Origin of the sequence: Paraburkholderia sp. MM5477-R1 (genome assembly GCF_050436385.1) — a bacterium.
GTDB lineage: Bacteria > Pseudomonadota > Gammaproteobacteria > Burkholderiales > Burkholderiaceae > Paraburkholderia > Paraburkholderia tuberum.
This window is the reverse complement of record NZ_JBNDMC010000007.1, coordinates 564,412-582,898: the sequence shown is the minus strand read 5'-3', so window position 1 is coordinate 582,898 and position 18,487 is coordinate 564,412. Positions and strand designations below refer to the sequence as shown.

The following is an 18,487-nucleotide window of genomic DNA, read 5'->3' as shown; positions in this document are numbered from 1 at the left end:
ACGATCCGTGTGAATCGACCCGGTGCTCGCAGGTTGCGGCGCATCATTTATTCTTCTGGTTTTCCGTCAACGGCCGCCCGGCCACGTCCACCTCATGAATCATTTGCATCGCTTCGGCGCGTCATGCGCGCTCGTCATCGCCGCCGCCTTCGCCTTCTCGCCCGCCCCCGCCCTCGCCGACGGTGACGACACCGCGCTCACGAGCCTGATCGCGCTGGTTTCGCAGCGCCTTGCACTCGCGGAACCGGTCGCACGCTGGAAGTGGGCGAACCACCAGCCGATCACCGATACGCCGCGTGAAAACGCGCTGCTCGCCGAGGTGGAAAAGCGCGCCGCGGCGGCAAACGTCGACCCGGCGTTCGCCCGCGCGTTCTTCCAGGATCAGATCGATGCGAGCAAAGACGTGCAGAACGCGCTCTTCGCGAACTGGCGTCGCACCCAGCCACCGCAAGGTCCCGCACCCGATCTCGCAACCAGCACCCGACCGCAGCTCGACAAGCTGACACAGTCGTTGATGGCGAGTCTGGCGCGCGTGCAGCCGCTGCGCGCGGCGGACGATTGTCCGTCGCGGGTCGCGCAATCGCTGGCTAACTGGAAGGCGCTGACGCGCTATGACTCTGCGCATTCGAGCGCGTTGACGCACGCACTAGGTCACGTGTGCGAGACGGGCGGAGTCGGCGCCACCGGCTGATTCCGGTAACGCCACGGCGCGCGCACGTCGCATAAGCGTCACGCGACGACGCTCGACTCAGGGCTGTCACGCGACACGCTCAACGGCATCACGCGCAGGCCTCGCGCCAGATGGCTTTGCAGGATACGGTACGTCGAGAGTTCGAACGACCCAGCCAGCGTCGACGCATGCAGCTGCGCCGCCGCGACGAGCGAGGGCGCGTGTCCGAGGTAGCGCCAGCGATCGACCACGTGGAAGATACCCTGCGCGTCCTCACGCTCCTCGAACACGATGGGCCCCTCGAACGGCCACGGCGCGTTCGCGGGATCGCTCTTCGTCACGCGCGGCAAGCGGTTGTGGCCCGGCCGCAGCGTTGCGATCCACTGCGCCTCCGCGAGCATCGCGCCGAGTTCGCCGCCAGTCGCGTGCCATTCGACGCGTCGCACGAGCTGCGCTAGCCGTATATCCTTCGACGAACGCCGCTCGCCAGTCAGATGCGAGCGCAGCCGCTGACGCACGCGCACGCTGCGACCGACATACAGCGGCGCATCGTCTTCGCCATAAAACGCATACACGCCACAGCCAGCCGGCGCGGTGTCGAGCAAATCTTCGGTGATGTCGCCGGCGAGCCGGTAGCGACGCGTCGTGCGCTCGATCTGCGCGCGCAGCGCTTCCAGCGGCACGAGCGTCGGCAGACGCTGCCAGAACTGCCAGATCAGATCGGCGTCGGCGAGCGCGCGGTGGCGGTCGGACGGCACCAGCGCATGGCGTTCGACCAGCGCATCGAGACCGTGGCGCTTTTCGCCGGGAAACAGCGCGCGCGACAGCCGCACCGTGCACAGCACGTCCGGATCGAACGCGATTCCCGCGCGACGAAATTCGCTGCGTAAAAATCCGCGATCGAAACTCGCGTTGTGCGCGACGAACAGCTTGCCGTTCAAACGCTCGAACAACGCGGGCGCGATCGACTCGAACGTCGGTGCGCCGCGCACCATGTCGTTCGTGATGCCGGTCAGCTGTTGGATGAACGACGGAATCGGCTGCTGCGGGTCGATCAGGCTGCTCCAGCGCGAGACGCCGGCCAGCCCGACTTCGACGACGCCAACCTCAGTAATGCGGTGCTCGCTCGTGGAGCCGCCGGTCGTTTCGAGATCTACGAAAACGATGGGTGAGTCGAGTGCCGGTTCCGGCGAAAGCAGTTCAGACATGGGACAAGGGATTCGGGCGCATGAATTTGCGGCAAGTATGCACCAGTTGGACGTTGCGCATCCAGACAGCGGCGCGTGCGCAGCTGGAAACTGCGTCGGCATGGGCCGTCGATTTTGCGCTGAAATCCCGCAGACGCTTAAACCAGACCATTAAGCCAGACGTAGTCAATTCGTTTCGACGGATTATCTTCCGACAATAATGCGTATTGTTGAACCACGCAGTTACCGAAGATCCGAGCTGGGGAGACATCTAGATAAAAATAAAAACCCTCGCGCGACGGCAAGGGTTTTTCGCTCCCGACTGCGCGGGCGGCGCGCCAGCGCAGCGCATTTACAGCGGCTGAATGTTGGCCGCCTGCTTGCCCTTCGGGCTGGTCTTGATTTCAAAAGACACGCGCTGATTTTCCTTCAACGACTTGAAGCCCTCGCTGCGGATCTCCGAAAAGTGCGCGAACAGATCCTCGCCACCCACATCCGACGTGATGAAGCCAAAACCCTTAGCATCGTTGAACCATTTGACGACACCAGTTTCCATTTCCTGTTTTCCCTCGGTGATTTATCCAAAGCGGGCGTTGCCCTTGAATCGATCCAACCCCGATTCAATTGCCTATATCTGATCAAGACAGAAACAGCCAATCAAATTCGGCTTTGCCGTTATACGGGGAACAGAGAATGACCGTCAAGTAAACTTTTCATATGCGTTTAGCGTATAAAAAGATAAGACTTCAAACTACACGGATATAGGTCGGCGCGTCAAATTTACCTGAACGAAAATAATCCGAGTCCGCAAACGGGAAAATTTGCGAAAATATGCAATACGAATGTAACAAAGTCTATCTTTGCGTAAGTGTTTGTCCGACTTGTTGCGGCGCCGCCTCACTCGCATGATGCAAGTCAGTTGTAGCGATGCGCTTCAGGAGGTTGCCATGCTGTCCAAGGAAATTCACCGTCTCTTCATCTGGCTCACTCATTCGCACGCAAAGGTCATATCAGACCAGCCCGCACAGATCGGGGATTCACGCACCGTTTTCGACTTCGATCCGATGTGGCACGGAGACCACTGGCAGAACCTGCTCTCCTCGCCAATGGATGCGCGCCGTTATGTGATGGAAGACTGGAGCGTGCCCGCGCAGGCGGACTGGGACGACGTGGAAGGTACTGCGCCCGCTCATTAGAGACATTCGCGAAACTCGTCCGCCATAAAAAAAGCGCGACTGGAAGGTCGCGCTGACAAAGGTTTGGAGATCTTTTTCGTCAACGAAAAAGTCTGCTTCGGAAAGCAGAGATAACAGTATAGCGGTCATATGCAAGTTCGATTATTCACACAATTAACAATCGTCTATTGCCGCAACAACAACAATCGTTTTCCCGCATTTCTTCCCGTTGTTTTTCCGCATCGTTCGGTGTCGCGAATCAGCAACGCGCTTTAGGAAAATTCAGACGCCGAATCCGCCCAGTCGGCGCAAAGCCTTTATCTATAAGGCTCGAATGGCGATTAACGATCGTTTCTCCTGGCGTAATACTTTATTGCGCGAATCGGAACGCCAACTCCAGGAAGTGTCTCTCTACACTCTGCCTAATCGGAAACCGGCGCGGATCTGGTCAACGCGCTTCTCACGCGGATTCCGCTTCTCGCAGCGCTCGCGTGAAGGTCTCCTAAGCCAGGGTTTTATACCTCTCTCGCTCTCGGAGTTATATCAATGAAGAAGACACTCATGGTCGCTGCCCTGTCGGGCGTTTTCGTAACGGCAGCGCACGCGCAAAGTAGCGTCACCCTGTATGGCCTGATCGACGCCGGTATCACTTATACGAACAACCAGCATCCGAATCCGAGTAGTAACCAGCACGGCGCCAACGTGGCGATGACGAGCGGCTCGGTGAACGGCAGCCGTTTCGGCCTGCGTGGCGCTGAAGATCTGGGCGGCGGTCTGAAGGCCATCTTCACGTTGGAGAACGGCTTCGGCATCAATGACGGCACGCTCAAGCAGAACAGCCGTCTGTTCGGCCGTCAGGCCTTCGTCGGTCTGTCGAGCGACCAGTTCGGTGCCGTGACCCTCGGCCGTCAATACGACAGCATGGTCGACTACGTCGGCCCGCTGGCACTGACCGGCACGCAGTACGGCGGCACGCAGTTCGCGCACCCGTTCGACAACGACAACTTGAACAACTCGTTCCGTATCAACAATTCGGCCAAATTCCAGAGCGCGAACTACGGCGGCTTCAAGTTTGGCGGCTTGTACGGCTTCTCGAACCAGGCTGCGGGCTTCGCCAACAACCGCGCTTACAGTGCGGGCGCGTCGTATAACTGGGGCGGCCTGAACGTTGCCGCTGCGTACATGCAACTGAACAGCAATGGCGCGAACAGCGCAGCCGCTGCGTTCAACTCGGGTGGCGCGGTGTCGGGCGACAACACGTTCTTCGCTCAGCGTCAGCAAACGTGGGGCGCAGGCGCCAACTACGCGTTCGGCCCGGCAACGGTCGGCCTCGTGTACTCGCAGACGAACCTGCATGGCTTGGCAGGTATCAGCGCGGCCGCATCGGGCATAACGAGCGGCATCGGCTTCCCGACCAACAGCGCTCAGTTCCAGAACTTTGAAGCCAACGCCCGTTACGCGCTGACGCCGGCAATCAGCATCGCTGGCGCGTACACGTACACCCGCGCCAACCTGTCGAGCTCGCACGTGCACTGGAACCAGGTCAACCTGCAAACCGCGTACGCATTGTCCAAGCGTACCGACGTGTATCTGCAAGGCGTGTATCAGGCAGCAAACGAAGACTCGATCGTTAACGCCTACATCAATGGCGTGGGCGGTGCTTCGGGCAACAACAAGCAAGTCGCTGTGACCGCAGGTCTGCGTCACCGCTTCTAAGCACTGCGCAAGGACTGGCAGTAGAGAAGGCGCCGTTCGCGGCGCCTTTTTTTATGTCCGTGCCGACGTGGGTTTTTGCCGCCTTGTGCGCAGGCCTGCGTGCGTGCACGTGAGCCCAGGTCCTCGCCAGAGGCCTAGCGGCCGCTATCAGGCAGCGGATACTTGACGTCGAGAATGTCGATCGACTGCGGACCGGCCGGCGTGAACAGCGTGACCGTATCGCCCACTTTAGCCTTTAGCAGCGCACGCGCAATGGGCGAAATCCAGCTTACGTGCCCGATGTCCAGGTCGACCTCGTCGACACCGACGATCGTCACCTGATGCTCTTCGCCGTCCTCGGTCGCATAGTCGACCCTCGCGCCGAAAAACACCTGGTCGACGTTTTCCTGCCGGCTGCTATCGACGACCTCGGCTAGATCGAGCCGCTTGGTCAGAAAACGGATGCGCCGGTCGATTTCCCGCAGACGGCGTTTGCCGTAGATGTAGTCGCCATTCTCCGAGCGGTCGCCGTTCGACGCCGCCCACGACACGAGCTTGACAACCTCGGGCCGCTCGACATCGATCAGATGCAGCAATTCATCACGCATACGCCGATGACCGGCGGGAGTCATGTAGTTTTTGGTGCCTGCGGGCACGTCGGGCTGGGCGATGTCGAGATCGTCATCGTTGTCTTCGCTCGACTCTTTGACAAAGGCCTTGTTCATAATCATCCATTAACAGCAACTAGCAACAATCTCATAAAAGGTTACACGATCGGGCCGGCGACACAATCCGCCGTGATGGGCTTCCGTTTTTCAAATCTGTTGGCTATAATCTCGTTTCTGTGTGCGGCTGTAGCTCAGTTGGATAGAGTACTTGGCTACGAACCAAGGGGTCGTGGGTTCGAATCCTGCCAGCCGCACCACCTTATTCGAGAGCGCCCTTACAGGGAGCTCTCAGGTTTCGTCAGTTTTTATAGTAAGCATCACCGTTTTGCGTGCGGCTGTAGCTCAGTTGGATAGAGTACTTGGCTACGAACCAAGGGGTCGTGGGTTCGAATCCTGCCAGCCGCACCACCTGTGAAGGGCCTTCCAACCGGAAGGCCCTTTGTTTTTTCTGGCGCACCATGCCGTGCCCGTGCGCCAGCAACTCATCGCGGCGGCGACTGGATATCCCCAATTTGCCCATCCGGGTGCGGCAAGTCCTCGACGACCCCGCCCACCGTTTGCTCGCTGATCGTGTCGGTCCGCATGCCGGTCAGTGCCTGGCGCTCGCGCAGCACGTCGTCGACGGTATCGCCGAAACGGCTCACGACAAACGCCCGCAGCAAAGCAATGCGCAGCGAGTCGCCCATTCCCTCCGAGGCTCGCTGCCCGCCCTTGAACTCAGCGACGCATACCGCGCCTTTATCGCTCTGCTCGCGCACGTCGATCCGCATCGCGCGCTCGAGCACAACGGCAGCCGCCTCCCATGATGCGGAAGGCGTGAAACGCCCGTCCCACGGACGACCACGATCGTTGCCGCGGATCGCAACAGTCTCGCCACTATCGGTAAAGTAGATTTCGCGCACGAAGTCGTGCAGGCTGCGCGCCACCCAGTAATCGAGCGCCACGCCAGCAAGGTCGGACACGTTCATCTGCGTTCCCCCTGGAGTTCAGGTGAGACCTGCCTTGAGTTGTATCCTGAGCCGCCGCACGAAAGATGCCTGACTGGCGTGAAGCGCCAGTCCAAGCCGCGCCGACGCCCAGCCGGAAGCCGTTCAGTAGTCCGCGCGCTCGCGGTCGATGCGCATGCCGCCGTCGTGGCGGTGATGCCCCTCTTCGCTCGGCCGCTCACGCGTGATGCGCATCACATCGGGATTCGTGCGCACGCGCCGCATCACATTGGCCAGATGCACCCGGTCGCTGACCTGGATCACGAAGCGCAGAATCGTGGATTCCTGCGACAGATCTTCGTCCATCGCGATATGGACGATGTTCGCGTCCGCCGATGTGATGTCGGCCGCTACGCGGGCGAACACGCCCTTGGTGTTCTTGACCAGTACCTTGACCGCGACATCGAACAGCCGCCCTGGCTGCGGCGCCCACGCGACGTCGATCCAGCGGCCCGGATCGCGCCGGTGGATACGCTGCGCGACGCGGCAGTCGGTGGTATGAATCGCCATGCCGAGACCGATGCCGATATAGCCCATGATGTCGTCGCCCGGAATCGGACGGCAACACGCGGACAGCTGCACCGACATGCCCTCGGTACCGGTGATGACGACCGGCGGCGCGTGCGGCGTCGAACCGGACTCGGAGCGCGAGCCGTCGTCGTCGGCGTCGCGCCCGCTCATCAGCACTTCGATGCGCTTGGCCATCACCGCGGCGACCCGCCGGCCGAGACCGATGTCCGCGAAAATTTCCTGACGGTTCTTGTTGCCCGTCCACTGCACGAGCTTTTCCCACGCCTCCGGCGTCACATCCGATAGCGCAAGGCCATAGCCCTTCAACGCCTGATCGACGAGACGCTCGCCGAGCTGCACCGACTCGTTCAGACGCATCGTCTTCAGATAATGACGGATCGCCGAGCGCGCCTTGCCGCTGCGCACGAAGCCGAGCCATGCGGGGTTCGGCTTCGAATACGGCGCCGTGATGACTTCGACGATGTCGCCGCTCTTCAGCTCGGTACGCAACGGCAACAGCTCGTTGTTGATCTTCACCGCGACGCACTGGTTGCCGAGGTCGCTGTGGATCGAGTACGCGAAGTCGAGCGCGGTGGCGCCGCGCGGCAGCGCCATGATCTTCGACTTCGGCGTGAACACGTAGACCGCATCCGGGAACAGGTCGATCTTCACGTGCTCGAGGAATTCGCTCGAATCGCCCGCTTCGCTCTGAATGTCGAGCAGCGACTTCAGCCACTGGTGCGCACGCATCTGCACGTCGTTCAGATCCGCGCTGCCGTTCTTGTACAGCCAGTGCGCGGCGACGCCCGCCTCGGCGATCTCGTGCATCTTGCGCGTGCGCACCTGAAACTCGATCGGTGCGCCGAACGGGCCGACGAGCGTGGTGTGCAGCGACTGATAGCCGTTCACCTTCGGGATCGCGATGTAATCCTTGAACTTGCCCGGAACAGGCTTGAAGAGCGCATGCAACGCGCCGATGCAGGTATAACACTCGAGCGCGCTCTCGACGACCACGCGAAAACCATACACGTCGAGCACCTGCGAAAACGACAGCTGCTTGTCGCGCATCTTCTTGTAAATGCTGAAGATGGTTTTCTCGCGACCGGTGACTTCGGCGTCGAGCTTCGCGTCCGCAATCGCGCGCTGCACCGATTCGAGAATCTTGCCGACCACCTCGCGACGATTGCCGCGCGCCGCCTTCACGGCTTTTTCGAGTGTCGCGTAACGGTGCGGGTTGAAGTTCGCGAAACTCAGGTCCTGCAGCTCGCGATAGGTATTATTCAGGCCGAGCCTGTGAGCGATCGGCGCGTAAATGTCTAGCGTTTCGCGCGCGACACGGCGACGTTTCTCCGACGGCACCGCGCCGAGCGTGCGCATGTTGTGCAGCCGGTCGGCGAGCTTCACGAGGATCACGCGCACGTCGCGCGCCATCGCGAGCAGCATCTTGCGGAAGTTCTCCGCTTGCGCTTCCTCGCGATTGCGAAACTCCATCTTGTCCAGCTTGGACAACCCGTCGACCAGCTCCGCGACCTTCGCGCCGAAGCGCTCGGCGAGCTCCGCCTTGGTCACGCCCTGGTCTTCCATCACGTCGTGCAGCAGCGCCGCCATGATCGCCTGGGCGTCGAGATTCCAGCCCGCGCAGATTTCCGCGACGGCGACCGGATGCGTGATGTAGGGCTCGCCGCTCTGGCGATACTGGCCGAGGTGGGCTTCGTCGCTGAAGTGGAACGCCGCCTTGATGTCCTTGATCTCTTCCGGCTGCAGATAGCCGGACAGCGCAGACGTCAGATTGGCGATGGAGACGACGTCATGCCGGCGCGGCTGCTCCGGCGTGGCGGTCGGCCCGAACAGATGGCGAAACGACTGCTCGAGGACCGCGTCGATGTACTTGCGTGCAGAGGACGGCGAGTCGGTGTCGTGCTCCGCTTCCGTGGCGGTGGGCGGGGTAGCACTCATGGTCGCCTCCGGTAGCGGTCAGGGTTGGACGCAGTTCTGCACGTTGAGCAATCCGGTGTGGCGAATACCGGCAAGTCGAAAACGAAAATCCGTGCGCCTTAGACCGGCACCTTCTTCAGCATTTCGACGCCGACCTGACCCGATGCGATTTCACGCAGCGCGAGGACGGTGGGCTTGTCGCGGCTTTCGATTTTCGGCGTGTGGCCTTGAGCGAGCTGACGCGCGCGATAGGTTGCGGCAAGCGCGAGTTCGAAACGGTTCGGGATCTGTTTGAGGCAGTCTTCGACGGTAATGCGGGCCATGTTGGGTTCCTTCTCAGTATGTTGCTTATTCTACCTTATGTGCTTGACACCACGCCGCGCTCACGCGTGCGGCAGGTGGATGCCGAGCTGCATGAAAAGCTGCGTGTGACGCGCGTACTGCGAAGCGAAGCGCGAGCGCGTCGCGCCGACGAGGCACTGCAACTCCGCCAGCGCGCGATCGAAATTCTCGTTGATCACGACGTACTCCGCTTCGGCCGCGTGCGCGATCTCGCCGCCCGCCGCGAGCAAGCGTCGCGTGATTACGTTCGGCTCGTCCTGGCCGCGCTTTTTCAGACGCTCTTCGAGCGCTTCGAGCGACGGCGGAAGAATGAAAATCTCCACCGCGTTGTTGAATTGCTTCTTCACCTGCTGAGCACCCTGCCAGTCGATTTCGAGCAGCACGTCATGGCCGTTTTTCATCTGCTCCTCGATCCACACGCGCGACGTGCCGTAATAGTTGCCGTGCACTTCCGCGCTTTCGAGAAACTCGCCCGCGTCGTGACGCTGCATGAAATCTTCGACGCTCGTGAAGTGATAGTGCTCGCCGTCCTGCTCCTTCGGACGCGGCGGGCGCGTCGTGTAGGAGATCGACAGACGGATCGCGTCGTCGCTCGCGAGCAACGCGTTCACGAGCGTCGACTTGCCCGCGCCCGACGGCGCGACGACCATGAACAGGTTGCCGGGATAAGCGCCGGCGTACGAATGGCGCGCCGCGCCGGTTTCGCGTGGATGGTGGTCGGTCATGATGTGTGGTGCTCCAGCCTTATTCGAGATTCTGTACCTGCTCGCGCATCTGTTCGATCAAGAGCTTCAGCGTCATCGACGAATCCGCGAGTTCCTTCGCCGCCGCCTTCGAACCGAGCGTGTTCGCTTCGCGGTTCAGCTCCTGCATCATGAAGTCGAGCCGCTTGCCGACCTTGCCGCCCTTCTCGATCACGTGACGCGTTTCGTTCAGGTGCGCGGTGAGGCGCGACAGCTCTTCGGCGATGTCGATGCGAATGCCGTACATCGTCACTTCCTGGCGAATCCGCTCGTTGATCTCTTCGCGCGACACGATCGTCACGGCCGCATCCGGCGCGGCGATGCCGAGCGCTTCCTGCAGACGCTCGACGATTTTCTGCTGATGTCGCGCAATCAGCTCGGGCACGAGCGGGGTGATCTTCACGACGATCGTCTCCATTTCGGTGACGTTGGCGAGCAGCATCGTCGCGAGTTGCGCGCCTTCGCGCGCGCGCACGTCGATCAGGTCCGCGATCGCCTGCTTGCCGCATCCGAGCACTGCTTCGCGCAGCGTCTCGGGCGCGATGCCGCTTTCGGCGAGCACGCCCGGCCAGCGCAGAATTTCGCCAGTGCGCAGACGGCCGGCTTCAGGAAACGTGCCGAGCACCGTGCGTTCCAGCTGCGCGAGTTGCGCGAGCGCGTCGCGGTTGATCGCGCCCGCGTTCGCCGACTGCTCGCTGCGCTGCAGATTCACGCGAATGTCGACCTTGCCGCGCGACAGCTTGTTCATCAGCATCTCGCGCAGCGTCGGTTCGACGACGCGCACGTCTTCCGGCATGCGGAAGTTCAGATCGAGAAAGCGCGAGTTCACCGTGCGCAATTCGACCGACACGCTGACGCCACCCGTGCCCGAGGCTGCCACGAGTTCGCGCGTGGCGCTCGCATAGCCAGTCATGCTGTAGATCATCGTATTTCTCGCGATTGCGGCCATGCGGTAGACGATGGCCTGAGAAGCGGATCGCCCGGCGTGTACGAGACGCGGGGCGGGGAATCGGCATTATCCCATTTTTGTTGCAGCCATCCGTATGGGCAACCGCCCTATCCGATCGGCGGTAAAATTAGCGTTTTTCCTCCGCCCTCCTCCAGCCCATCCCGACCCATTCCGACATGAGCAACGACACCCAACGCCCCAGCGGCCGCCAGCCCCACCAGTTGCGCGACGTGCGCATCACGCGTCACTACACGAAGCATGCGGAGGGCTCGGTGCTGGTCGAATTCGGCGACACCAAGGTGATCTGCACCGCGAGCGTCAGCGAGAGCGTACCGCCGTTTCTGCGCGATCGCGGCCAGGGCTGGCTCACCGCCGAATACGGCATGCTGCCGCGCGCCACCCATACCCGCAGCGACCGTGAAGCCGCGCGCGGCAAACAAACCGGCCGCACGCAGGAAATCCAGCGGCTGATCGGCCGCGCGCTGCGCTCGGTGTTCGATCTCGAGAAACTCGGCGCGCGCACGCTCAATCTCGACTGCGACGTGATCCAGGCCGATGGCGGCACACGCACCGCGAGCATTACCGGCGCGTTCGTCGCCGCGCATGATGCGGTCGCCAGATTGCTTGCCACGGGCCGCATCGCAAGCTCGCCGATCCTGGATTACGTCGCCGCGATTTCGGTCGGCGTGTACGACGGCGTGCCGGTGCTCGACCTCGACTACGACGAAGACTCGCAGTGCGACACCGACATGAACGTCGTAATGACGGGGGCGGGCGGCTTCGTCGAAATTCAGGGCACCGCGGAAGGCGTGCCGTTCTCGCGCGAAGAAATGAATGCGCTGCTCGATCTCGCGAGCGACGGCATCAGCACGCTGATCGCGAAGCAGAAAGAGGCGCTGGGAGTGCAGCAGTGAATGAGGTTCGTCAGGACAGTGGCGGGAACAATGCTCACGGCGTAACGTCGGCAATGCCGCTGAAAAAGGTCGTGCTCGCGTCGAACAACGCGGGCAAGCTGCGCGAATTTGCGGCGCTGCTCGGCGCGGCCGGCATCGAGTTGATCGCGCAAGGCGAGCTCAACGTGCCGGAAGCGGAAGAACCGCATCCCACCTTCGTCGAAAACGCGCTGACGAAGGCCCGTCACGCTGCGCGGCTCACCGGCCTGCCCGCGCTCGCCGACGACTCGGGCCTTTGCGTGCGCGCGCTGCGCGGCGCGCCGGGCGTCTACTCGGCCCGCTTCGCGCAACTCGCCGGCGGCGAGAAAAGCGACGCGGCGAACAACGCGCGCCTCGTCGACGAACTGCGGGACGTGAGCGACCGCCGCGGCTATTACTACTGCGTGCTCGCACTCGTGCGTCACGCGGACGATCCCGAACCGCTGATCGCCGAAGGCCGCTGGCATGGCGAAATCCTGGACGCGCCGCGCGGCGAGCATGGCTTCGGTTACGACCCGTACTTCTATCTGCCGTCGCTGAACGCGAGCGCCGCCGAACTCGAGCCGGCGGTCAAGAACGCGAGCAGCCATCGCGCGATCGCGCTGCGGCAACTGCTCGCGCGTCTGTCGGAGGAAGCGTGATTCCGATCCGATCGACGCCGGCGGACATCGGCAAGGGTGTCGTCAGTGCGTTCACGTCGCCGGGCAGCATCCGTTTGACGTCGCTGCCGCCACTTGCGCTGTACGTGCATTTCCCGTGGTGCGTGCGCAAGTGCCCCTACTGCGACTTCAATTCGCACGAGTGGAAAGGCGAGACGTTCCCGGAGAACGACTACCTCGACGCGTTGCGCGCCGACCTGGAAATGGCCTTGCCACTGATCTGGGGCCGCCAGGTGCATACGGTGTTCATCGGCGGCGGCACGCCTAGTTTGCTGTCGGCGGCGGGGCTCGATCGCATGCTGTCGGATATTCGCGCGCTGCTGCCGCTCGACGCCGACGCGGAAATCACGCTCGAAGCTAACCCCGGCACGTTCGAAGCCGACAAGTTCGCGCAGTTTCGCGCGAGCGGCGTGAACCGGCTGTCGGTGGGCATCCAGAGTTTCAACGAAACGCATCTGAAGGCGCTCGGCCGCATTCACGACGCGGCGCAGGCACGCCACGCGGTCGAAGTCGCCGCGACCACGTTCGACAACTTCAACCTCGACCTGATGTTCGCGCTGCCCAGGCAAACGCTCGCCGAATGTCAGGCCGACGTGGAAACGGCGTTGTCGTTTGCCCCGCCGCATCTGTCGCTGTATCACCTGACGCTCGAACCGAACACGCTATTCGCCAAGTTTCCGCCCGCGTTGCCCGACGATGACGCGTCCGCAGACATGCAGGACTGGATTCATCAACGCACCGCCGAGGCCGGCTACGAGCGCTACGAGGTGTCCGCGTATGCGCAGCCGCATCGGCAGAGCAAACACAATCTGAACTACTGGCGCTTCGGCGACTATCTCGGCATCGGCGCGGGCGCGCATACGAAGCTGTCGTTTCCTAATCGCATCGTGCGCCAGGCGCGCTACAAACATCCGACCACGTTCATCGAGCAGGCCAGGGCTGGTGCAAGCGTGCAGGAAGAGCATGAGGTCGGGCCGCGCGATCTGCCGTTCGAGTTCATGCTGAACGCGCTGCGCCTGGTAGAAGGATTTCCGGTGCATCGGTTCATCGAGCGCACGGGCCTGTCGATCACGACGATCGAGCCGGCGTTGCAGGAAGCGGAACAGCGCAAACTGATCACACGCGACCACGAACGGATCGCGCCGACGCCGCTCGGCCAGGCGTTCCTGAACGACTTGCAGGCGCTGTTCCTGAAAGATCCGCAGTGATGGCGGGTCACCTAGACTCGGCAGCGAAGTCTTTTCAGGTTACAATTTGCGGCTTGGAGGTGTGGCCGAGTGGTTTAAGGCACCGGTCTTGAAAACCGGCGAAGGAGCAATCCTTCCGTGAGTTCGAATCTCACCGCCTCCGCCAGGCTTTCAAGAAAAACCCCGTAAGTTCAGTGACTTACGGGCTTTTTGTTTTTCTGGCCCGAGGTGGAGCAGTTCTCCGCTCTGATAGACCAGCAGTACGGTCGCTGCCCGCGAACATCCGCGCTACGGGCGCGAAAAGCCGCAATGTTCGTGCGGGCGCTTTTTTCCGTTTCGTCGAGAGCCGTCGAGATTTTGGGCGGTCGCCCATGTACGGACTGCCTGTCGCACAGTAATTATCTGACTGCTGTCAACTCCGGCAGCGACTTCAGATAGACCATCGACACACCCATGTCCCTGTCCGTATTTGAAATGCACTCCGTGGAGCTGTTCTGCCAGCGGCCACCGGGTGCCTGTTATGTCATCTGCGACGAATGGCACTATAAGGCGTGCCTCGGCAAGGCCGCAGACCTTCAGAGGGCCAGGGCGGAGACCCGGGAATTTCTTGCTATCGCCGCACTGAATCGCAGGAAGTGGGAGGAGGACCGGAAACTGATTAGGAATCTCATTGGCAGTCACTGGCTGTTTTTTCATGATGTACGGGACCGCAACCCTGATACCGATGGCTGGTGGGTGATCGTTGCTCTTCTCGAAGAGATTCGCCGGGGCAAACTGCTTGCCGTTAAAGGTCCGCGTAATGGCCTGTTTCCGTCACCGTACAGCAGCACGCCGTTAATGAATCCCGTAGCGAGGACAGGCAGTCACCCGGACGGCGAACCCATTTTGTCCGTCCAGTATGATCCGGCCACCTGGCAAACCCGGTTGAACGCTGCGCGGGCAGCCAGGGCTGGCGATAGAGGCTCATCAACGCTGCTCGGCGACGCGCAGCCGTTTGAGTATGTGCCTGATGCGTTGAGCGGCGATGTGGTTGAACTCGCCGAGAGCACGAACAACCCAAACTACGCGGCGAAGATGCTGGGGTATGACCGCAAGACCTTCGGCAGGATGATCCATATGATGAAAGAAGACAATCGAATGCGCGGGGACGACAACGTTATTTGGCACGACGATGGGAATGTCGAGTTCAGAGGCGCGATCATCGACAACATGCATAGCTGGGCACCCTGAGAGAAACAGAGATGGCACCCGAACACAAACTCGCCCACGCAGCGTTCACGATCTATCAGGACACCGAGCCGCCCGAATTCTGGACGAACTATTTTGGCGTATCACCATCTCGCGCGGGAGCCAAAGGGCAGCCCAGGTTAATGCCGTCCGGCATGATGAGCAGCATTCCTTGGCGGCAAGGCACATGGATCGTTTCGAGCGCGGAGGCAATAATGAGCGACGATCTGACGCCTCATCTTCGCTATCTGGTGGGCCACCTCGGGCTACCCCGTGCCGATTTGCGAGAACTCATCGAGCGCACTTGCGCGCAGATGCGCTTCTTCTGCTATTGGGACAACGAGAGCGGCGACCGCGTGCCTGACGTGCCCGACGATATTCGCACCATGATGGAAGCCATGGGCGGCACGGTCGAGATCGATGAATATCGATAGAGCCTCGCTCGAATGCACAAGCCGATGCTCGGGAATTGGCTTTTTTTGCAACCCTGCAAGGCACAGCGCGAGTGTTATGGGCCGCACTTCTGAATTAATCCTCTATGCTGCAAACAGGCACGGCCCCCGTACCCACCATCACGACCTAAACCACCGCCACCGCCTCAACCTCGATCTTGAACCCATAGTGCAACTGCGGCACCGGCACGACCGCGCGCGCCGGCCTTGCCTCGCCGGCCCAGCCCGCATAGATCTGATTGAAGCTCGCCCAATGTTCGACATCGACGACATACACGCGCACCTGCACCAGTTCCGCGACGCTGCTGCCGACGCTTTCGAGCGCCGCCTTCACATTGGCCAGAACCTGTTCGGCCTGCGCGTCGAACGACGCATCGGCGAGCTTTTCGCCTTGCGCGTTGATCGGCAACTGCCCGGACACGAAGACGAAGCCATTCGCGACCGCGACATGACTGTAATGGCCGCCCGGTTTCGCCAGCGCGGCCGGATTGTCGGTATGGGGCAAACGTGAGGCGTGCGTGCTATCGGTCATCGACCACTCCAGAAGTGAAAATCTCGGAGCGATTCATCGCCGTGCTTCATTCAGCACGAACCCGCGCACGACGCAACACGCATCACGCGTCCGCCATCTCGAGCTTTTCGCGCGCATCCGCGCAACGACGATTCAGATCGCGATGCATCAACTGGCTATCGAGCAGAGCCGATACATCCGTCAAACCGTGATCAAAGCGCAAGACGTATTCGATGTCGGTGTAATCGTAATAAGCGCCGCTGTCGGCCAGCCGTTGCGCTTCGGCGAATGCGGCAAATTGCCGTTCGCCGTTCATCAGGTCTTTGATCGCCATGAGTGCCGCTCCGAGGAACAGTGACTTCATCATAGCAATGCAAACCGCGACGCACGGTGGTGCGCGCGCAACACCAGGTGTTTTCCGGAGACGCGTCCGATGAACCCACGCGTCGGCCGATGCCCACAGCCGCAATAGCACGATCGTCATCCAGTTTTCACGCCGTTTTCACAGCGCTCGCGCAGCGCTCACCCTCGATATCCGGACAACACGCTCACACAGCCGCAACCGGCGACTTCGTCCCGTGCCAACGCATCACGAGCATGCGTCCGACAAAGCACAGACAGCCCGCCACGCCGACCACGATACCCATGCCCTTCGGCGTGCCGTCCTGCCACAGTCCGACCGCGAGGCTCGACAGTGCGCCGAGCGCGAGCTGCACCGCGCCGAACACGGCCGCCGCGGCGCCCGCGTTGGCGGGATAGCGATGCATCAGATCGGTCGTGCAGTTGGCGGACAACACGCCCACCACGCTGACGACGAAGAAAAGCCCGAACACGATCGACCATAAGCCGCCCCACCCCGTCAGCGACACGACGGACACGAACAGCGACGCGACGAAGCTCACGGTCGCCGCGAACGAGATGATCGGCACCGGCCCGAGCCGGCCGACGAGCCGCGTGTTCAGGTAATTGCCGACGATGATGCCGACGATGTTCAGCGCGAACAGGAAGCCGTAGTGCTGCGCGGACACGTGGAAATACTCGATGTATACGAACGGCGTCGCCGTGATGTAGGCGAACATCGACGCGAACGCCATGCCGCCGCACAACATGTGTCCCCAAGCGACCGGATCGCGCAGCAGCGTGCCATACGCGCCGAACGACTTCAGCAGCGCCGACTGCGCCCGCATCTCGCGCGGCCACGTCTCCGGCACCTTCAGGAATGCGGTCACCGCGCACACGGAACCGAACAGCGTCAGCGCGACGAACACGGCGCGCCAGCCGCCCAGCAGCAGCAACTGTCCGCCGATCAGCGGCGCGAGCAGTGGACCGATCGCCGTGACGATCGCGATCATCGACAGGACGCGCGCCGCGTCGCCCGGCTCGTGCGCGTCGCGCGCGATCGCGCGAGCCAGCACCGACGCCGCGCCCGCGCCCAACGCCTGCACGAAGCGGAAACCGACCAGCGAGCCGATCGAGATCGACAGCGAGCAGGCGATGCTCGCGAGCGCATACATGATGATGCCGCCAAGCAGGATCGGCCGACGGCCATACGTATCGGACAGCGGACCGTACAGCAGCATGCCGATCGAAAAGCCGAACATGAAGCTCGTGAGCGTCGATTGCGCGGCGCCCGTGCCGACCGCGAAGGCCTGCGCGATGGTCGGCAGGCTCGGCAGATACATGTCGATGGAAATCGGCCCGCACGCGGCCAGCGCGCCGAGCAACAGGATCAGCCGGCCATCGGGCCGGCGTCTGACGACGTGAGACATGGGAAATCCGGATGGAACGCCGCGCCGGCATCGGCAGCGGAACGGGTGAAGCGGGAACGGCCATCAGTTGACCGGCTCGATTGTACGCGACGGTTAATCCGCTGACGACGCTCGTGGCCCGCTGCGTGGACGTTGCGCGACAGCGCCGCGCGGCGCAATCCGCTTCGATCGGTTAAGCTGCCGCCAGCATGCCCAACGCGCTTCCGTATGCGCAGCTTGACGGCCCGACATAAAAGATCGACGTCGCGCAACGCCCTTCCCCTGATCCCGTTCGAACCCGCGATGACCGCCTTCCTGCTCATCTGGAGCCCCAAAAAATGGCCGTGGCCCGAGTTGCCCGACATCGCGAAACGCGTGGCGGCCGGCGACGCGGTGGCCGACGTGTGGGGCTGCGGCTTTGCGCGCGGCATCCTGCCCGGCGATCGCGTGTTCCTGCATCGCGTCGCGCAGGAGCCGAAGGGCATCTTCGGTTCGGGCTACGTGACGCGCGCGCCCTACGAAGTCCCCGACGCGTCGACCAAACGTGGCTACCGGCTGTGCATCGATTTCGTCTACGACTGGCTCGTCGATGCGCATCACGCGCCGGTCATCACGCGCGATCAGCTGCGTGTGCATCCGTTCTCGGTGCAGACGTGGGATGCGCAAAGCTCGGGCACGATCATCAAGCCGATCGCCGAAGGCGCGCTGGAGAAGCGCTGGGCCGAATTGACCGGCAGGCGCAAGCCGCCGACGATACCCGCACCGGGCAGCCAGGCGAAACACGCGCCGCCGTGACCGCCCGCCCGCACAGCCCGCCGGCGCCGACTCCGGTACAATTTCTCGATCCACCCCAGCATCGCGCGAAGGGTCCGCGGGAATCGTCCGAGGCCCTTTGCGCCGCTGCGCAACCC

Annotated in this window: 20 protein-coding genes and 3 tRNA genes; 12 read left to right on the top strand and 11 right to left on the bottom strand. The window is 62.2% G+C overall.

The window, feature by feature from the left end:
* Positions 1–94 precede the first annotated feature (94 nt).
* The gene (locus OKW35_RS31555) at positions 95–691 is read left to right on the top strand and encodes a chorismate mutase (protein ID WP_184023301.1); all 597 of its coding nucleotides are present in this window, start codon (positions 95–97) and stop codon (positions 689–691) included.
* Between the two features lie 38 nt (positions 692–729).
* Here OKW35_RS31555 and OKW35_RS31550 read toward each other — a convergent pair whose 3' ends face one another.
* A complete protein-coding gene (locus OKW35_RS31550) occupies positions 730–1,878 on the bottom strand; it encodes an exonuclease domain-containing protein (RefSeq protein WP_429554137.1) in 1,149 nt (382 codons plus the stop codon).
* Between the two features lie 331 nt (positions 1,879–2,209).
* Positions 2,210–2,413: a cold-shock protein gene (locus OKW35_RS31545; RefSeq protein ID WP_184058060.1), complete on the bottom strand. Its 204-nt coding sequence runs from the start codon at positions 2,411–2,413 to the stop codon at positions 2,210–2,212.
* A gap of 391 nt (positions 2,414–2,804) precedes the next feature.
* On the opposite strand from OKW35_RS31545, the gene OKW35_RS31540 reads away from it, so the two are divergent.
* Positions 2,805–3,053, top strand: a complete 249-nt coding sequence (locus OKW35_RS31540; protein WP_429554136.1) for a hypothetical protein — start codon at positions 2,805–2,807, stop codon at positions 3,051–3,053.
* A gap of 525 nt (positions 3,054–3,578) precedes the next feature.
* On the top strand, positions 3,579–4,748 hold the full coding sequence (locus OKW35_RS31535; RefSeq protein ID WP_090801447.1) for a porin: 1,170 nt from the start codon (positions 3,579–3,581) through the stop codon (positions 4,746–4,748).
* A gap of 134 nt (positions 4,749–4,882) precedes the next feature.
* Here OKW35_RS31535 and greB read toward each other — a convergent pair whose 3' ends face one another.
* Positions 4,883–5,452, bottom strand: coding sequence for a transcription elongation factor GreB (gene greB, locus OKW35_RS31530; RefSeq protein ID WP_429335170.1), 570 nt, complete (start codon positions 5,450–5,452; stop codon positions 4,883–4,885).
* A gap of 123 nt (positions 5,453–5,575) precedes the next feature.
* Between greB and OKW35_RS31525 the strand changes: the two genes are divergently transcribed.
* Positions 5,576–5,652, top strand: a tRNA-Arg gene (locus OKW35_RS31525).
* Between the two features lie 74 nt (positions 5,653–5,726).
* Positions 5,727–5,803, top strand: a tRNA-Arg gene (locus OKW35_RS31520).
* Between the two features lie 74 nt (positions 5,804–5,877).
* Here the strand turns inward: OKW35_RS31520 and OKW35_RS31515 are convergent.
* The 5 genes from OKW35_RS31515 to OKW35_RS31495 form a co-directional block, all read right to left on the bottom strand.
* A complete protein-coding gene (locus OKW35_RS31515) occupies positions 5,878–6,363 on the bottom strand; it encodes a phage protein NinX family protein (protein WP_429355997.1) in 486 nt (161 codons plus the stop codon).
* A gap of 123 nt (positions 6,364–6,486) precedes the next feature.
* Positions 6,487–8,847: a RelA/SpoT family protein gene (locus tag OKW35_RS31510; RefSeq protein ID WP_184023294.1), complete on the bottom strand. Its 2,361-nt coding sequence runs from the start codon at positions 8,845–8,847 to the stop codon at positions 6,487–6,489.
* A gap of 98 nt (positions 8,848–8,945) precedes the next feature.
* Positions 8,946–9,149 (bottom strand): DNA-directed RNA polymerase subunit omega, encoded by a 204-nt coding sequence (rpoZ, locus tag OKW35_RS31505; protein WP_008921215.1) that lies wholly within the window; start codon positions 9,147–9,149, stop codon positions 8,946–8,948.
* 60 nt (positions 9,150–9,209) lie between these two features.
* Positions 9,210–9,893: a guanylate kinase gene (gmk, locus tag OKW35_RS31500; RefSeq protein WP_090801453.1), complete on the bottom strand. Its 684-nt coding sequence runs from the start codon at positions 9,891–9,893 to the stop codon at positions 9,210–9,212.
* A gap of 19 nt (positions 9,894–9,912) precedes the next feature.
* Positions 9,913–10,836 (bottom strand): YicC/YloC family endoribonuclease, encoded by a 924-nt coding sequence (locus tag OKW35_RS31495; RefSeq protein ID WP_090801455.1) that lies wholly within the window; start codon positions 10,834–10,836, stop codon positions 9,913–9,915.
* 200 nt (positions 10,837–11,036) lie between these two features.
* Here OKW35_RS31495 and rph point away from each other — a divergent pair, with 200 nt between their 5' ends.
* The 6 genes from rph to OKW35_RS31465 all read left to right on the top strand — a co-directional run bounded on the left by rph (position 11,037) and on the right by OKW35_RS31465 (position 15,299).
* A complete protein-coding gene (rph, locus tag OKW35_RS31490) occupies positions 11,037–11,774 on the top strand; it encodes a ribonuclease PH (protein WP_429554135.1) in 738 nt (245 codons plus the stop codon).
* A complete protein-coding gene (gene rdgB, locus OKW35_RS31485; protein WP_184058066.1) occupies positions 11,771–12,433 on the top strand; it encodes an RdgB/HAM1 family non-canonical purine NTP pyrophosphatase in 663 nt (220 codons plus the stop codon). Before rph ends, rdgB begins: the two co-directional genes overlap by 4 nt.
* The gene (hemW, locus tag OKW35_RS31480; protein WP_429554134.1) at positions 12,430–13,659 is read left to right on the top strand and encodes a radical SAM family heme chaperone HemW; all 1,230 of its coding nucleotides are present in this window, start codon (positions 12,430–12,432) and stop codon (positions 13,657–13,659) included. The genes rdgB and hemW overlap by 4 nt, the downstream gene beginning before the upstream one ends.
* Positions 13,660–13,714: 55 nt before the next feature.
* Positions 13,715–13,804: transfer RNA gene (locus OKW35_RS31475), tRNA-Ser, on the top strand.
* Between the two features lie 287 nt (positions 13,805–14,091).
* Positions 14,092–14,868, top strand: a complete 777-nt coding sequence (locus OKW35_RS31470; protein ID WP_184058069.1) for a hypothetical protein — start codon at positions 14,092–14,094, stop codon at positions 14,866–14,868.
* Positions 14,869–15,080: 212 nt separating this feature from the next.
* Complete coding sequence (locus OKW35_RS31465; RefSeq protein ID WP_429356001.1) at positions 15,081–15,299, top strand: hypothetical protein; 219 nt, start codon at positions 15,081–15,083, stop codon at positions 15,297–15,299.
* A 145-nt stretch (positions 15,300–15,444) separates the two neighbouring features.
* Here OKW35_RS31465 and OKW35_RS31460 read toward each other — a convergent pair whose 3' ends face one another.
* The 3 genes from OKW35_RS31460 to OKW35_RS31450 form a co-directional block, all read right to left on the bottom strand.
* A complete protein-coding gene (locus tag OKW35_RS31460) occupies positions 15,445–15,849 on the bottom strand; it encodes a RidA family protein (protein WP_429554133.1) in 405 nt (134 codons plus the stop codon).
* Between the two features lie 82 nt (positions 15,850–15,931).
* A complete protein-coding gene (locus tag OKW35_RS31455) occupies positions 15,932–16,162 on the bottom strand; it encodes a hypothetical protein (protein ID WP_090805429.1) in 231 nt (76 codons plus the stop codon).
* A gap of 214 nt (positions 16,163–16,376) precedes the next feature.
* Positions 16,377–17,597: a Bcr/CflA family multidrug efflux MFS transporter gene (locus OKW35_RS31450; protein ID WP_429554132.1), complete on the bottom strand. Its 1,221-nt coding sequence runs from the start codon at positions 17,595–17,597 to the stop codon at positions 16,377–16,379.
* Between the two features lie 282 nt (positions 17,598–17,879).
* Here OKW35_RS31450 and OKW35_RS31445 point away from each other — a divergent pair, with 282 nt between their 5' ends.
* The gene (locus OKW35_RS31445; RefSeq protein WP_184058075.1) at positions 17,880–18,371 is read left to right on the top strand and encodes a hypothetical protein; all 492 of its coding nucleotides are present in this window, start codon (positions 17,880–17,882) and stop codon (positions 18,369–18,371) included.
* The last annotated feature ends 116 nt before the right edge of the window (positions 18,372–18,487 follow it).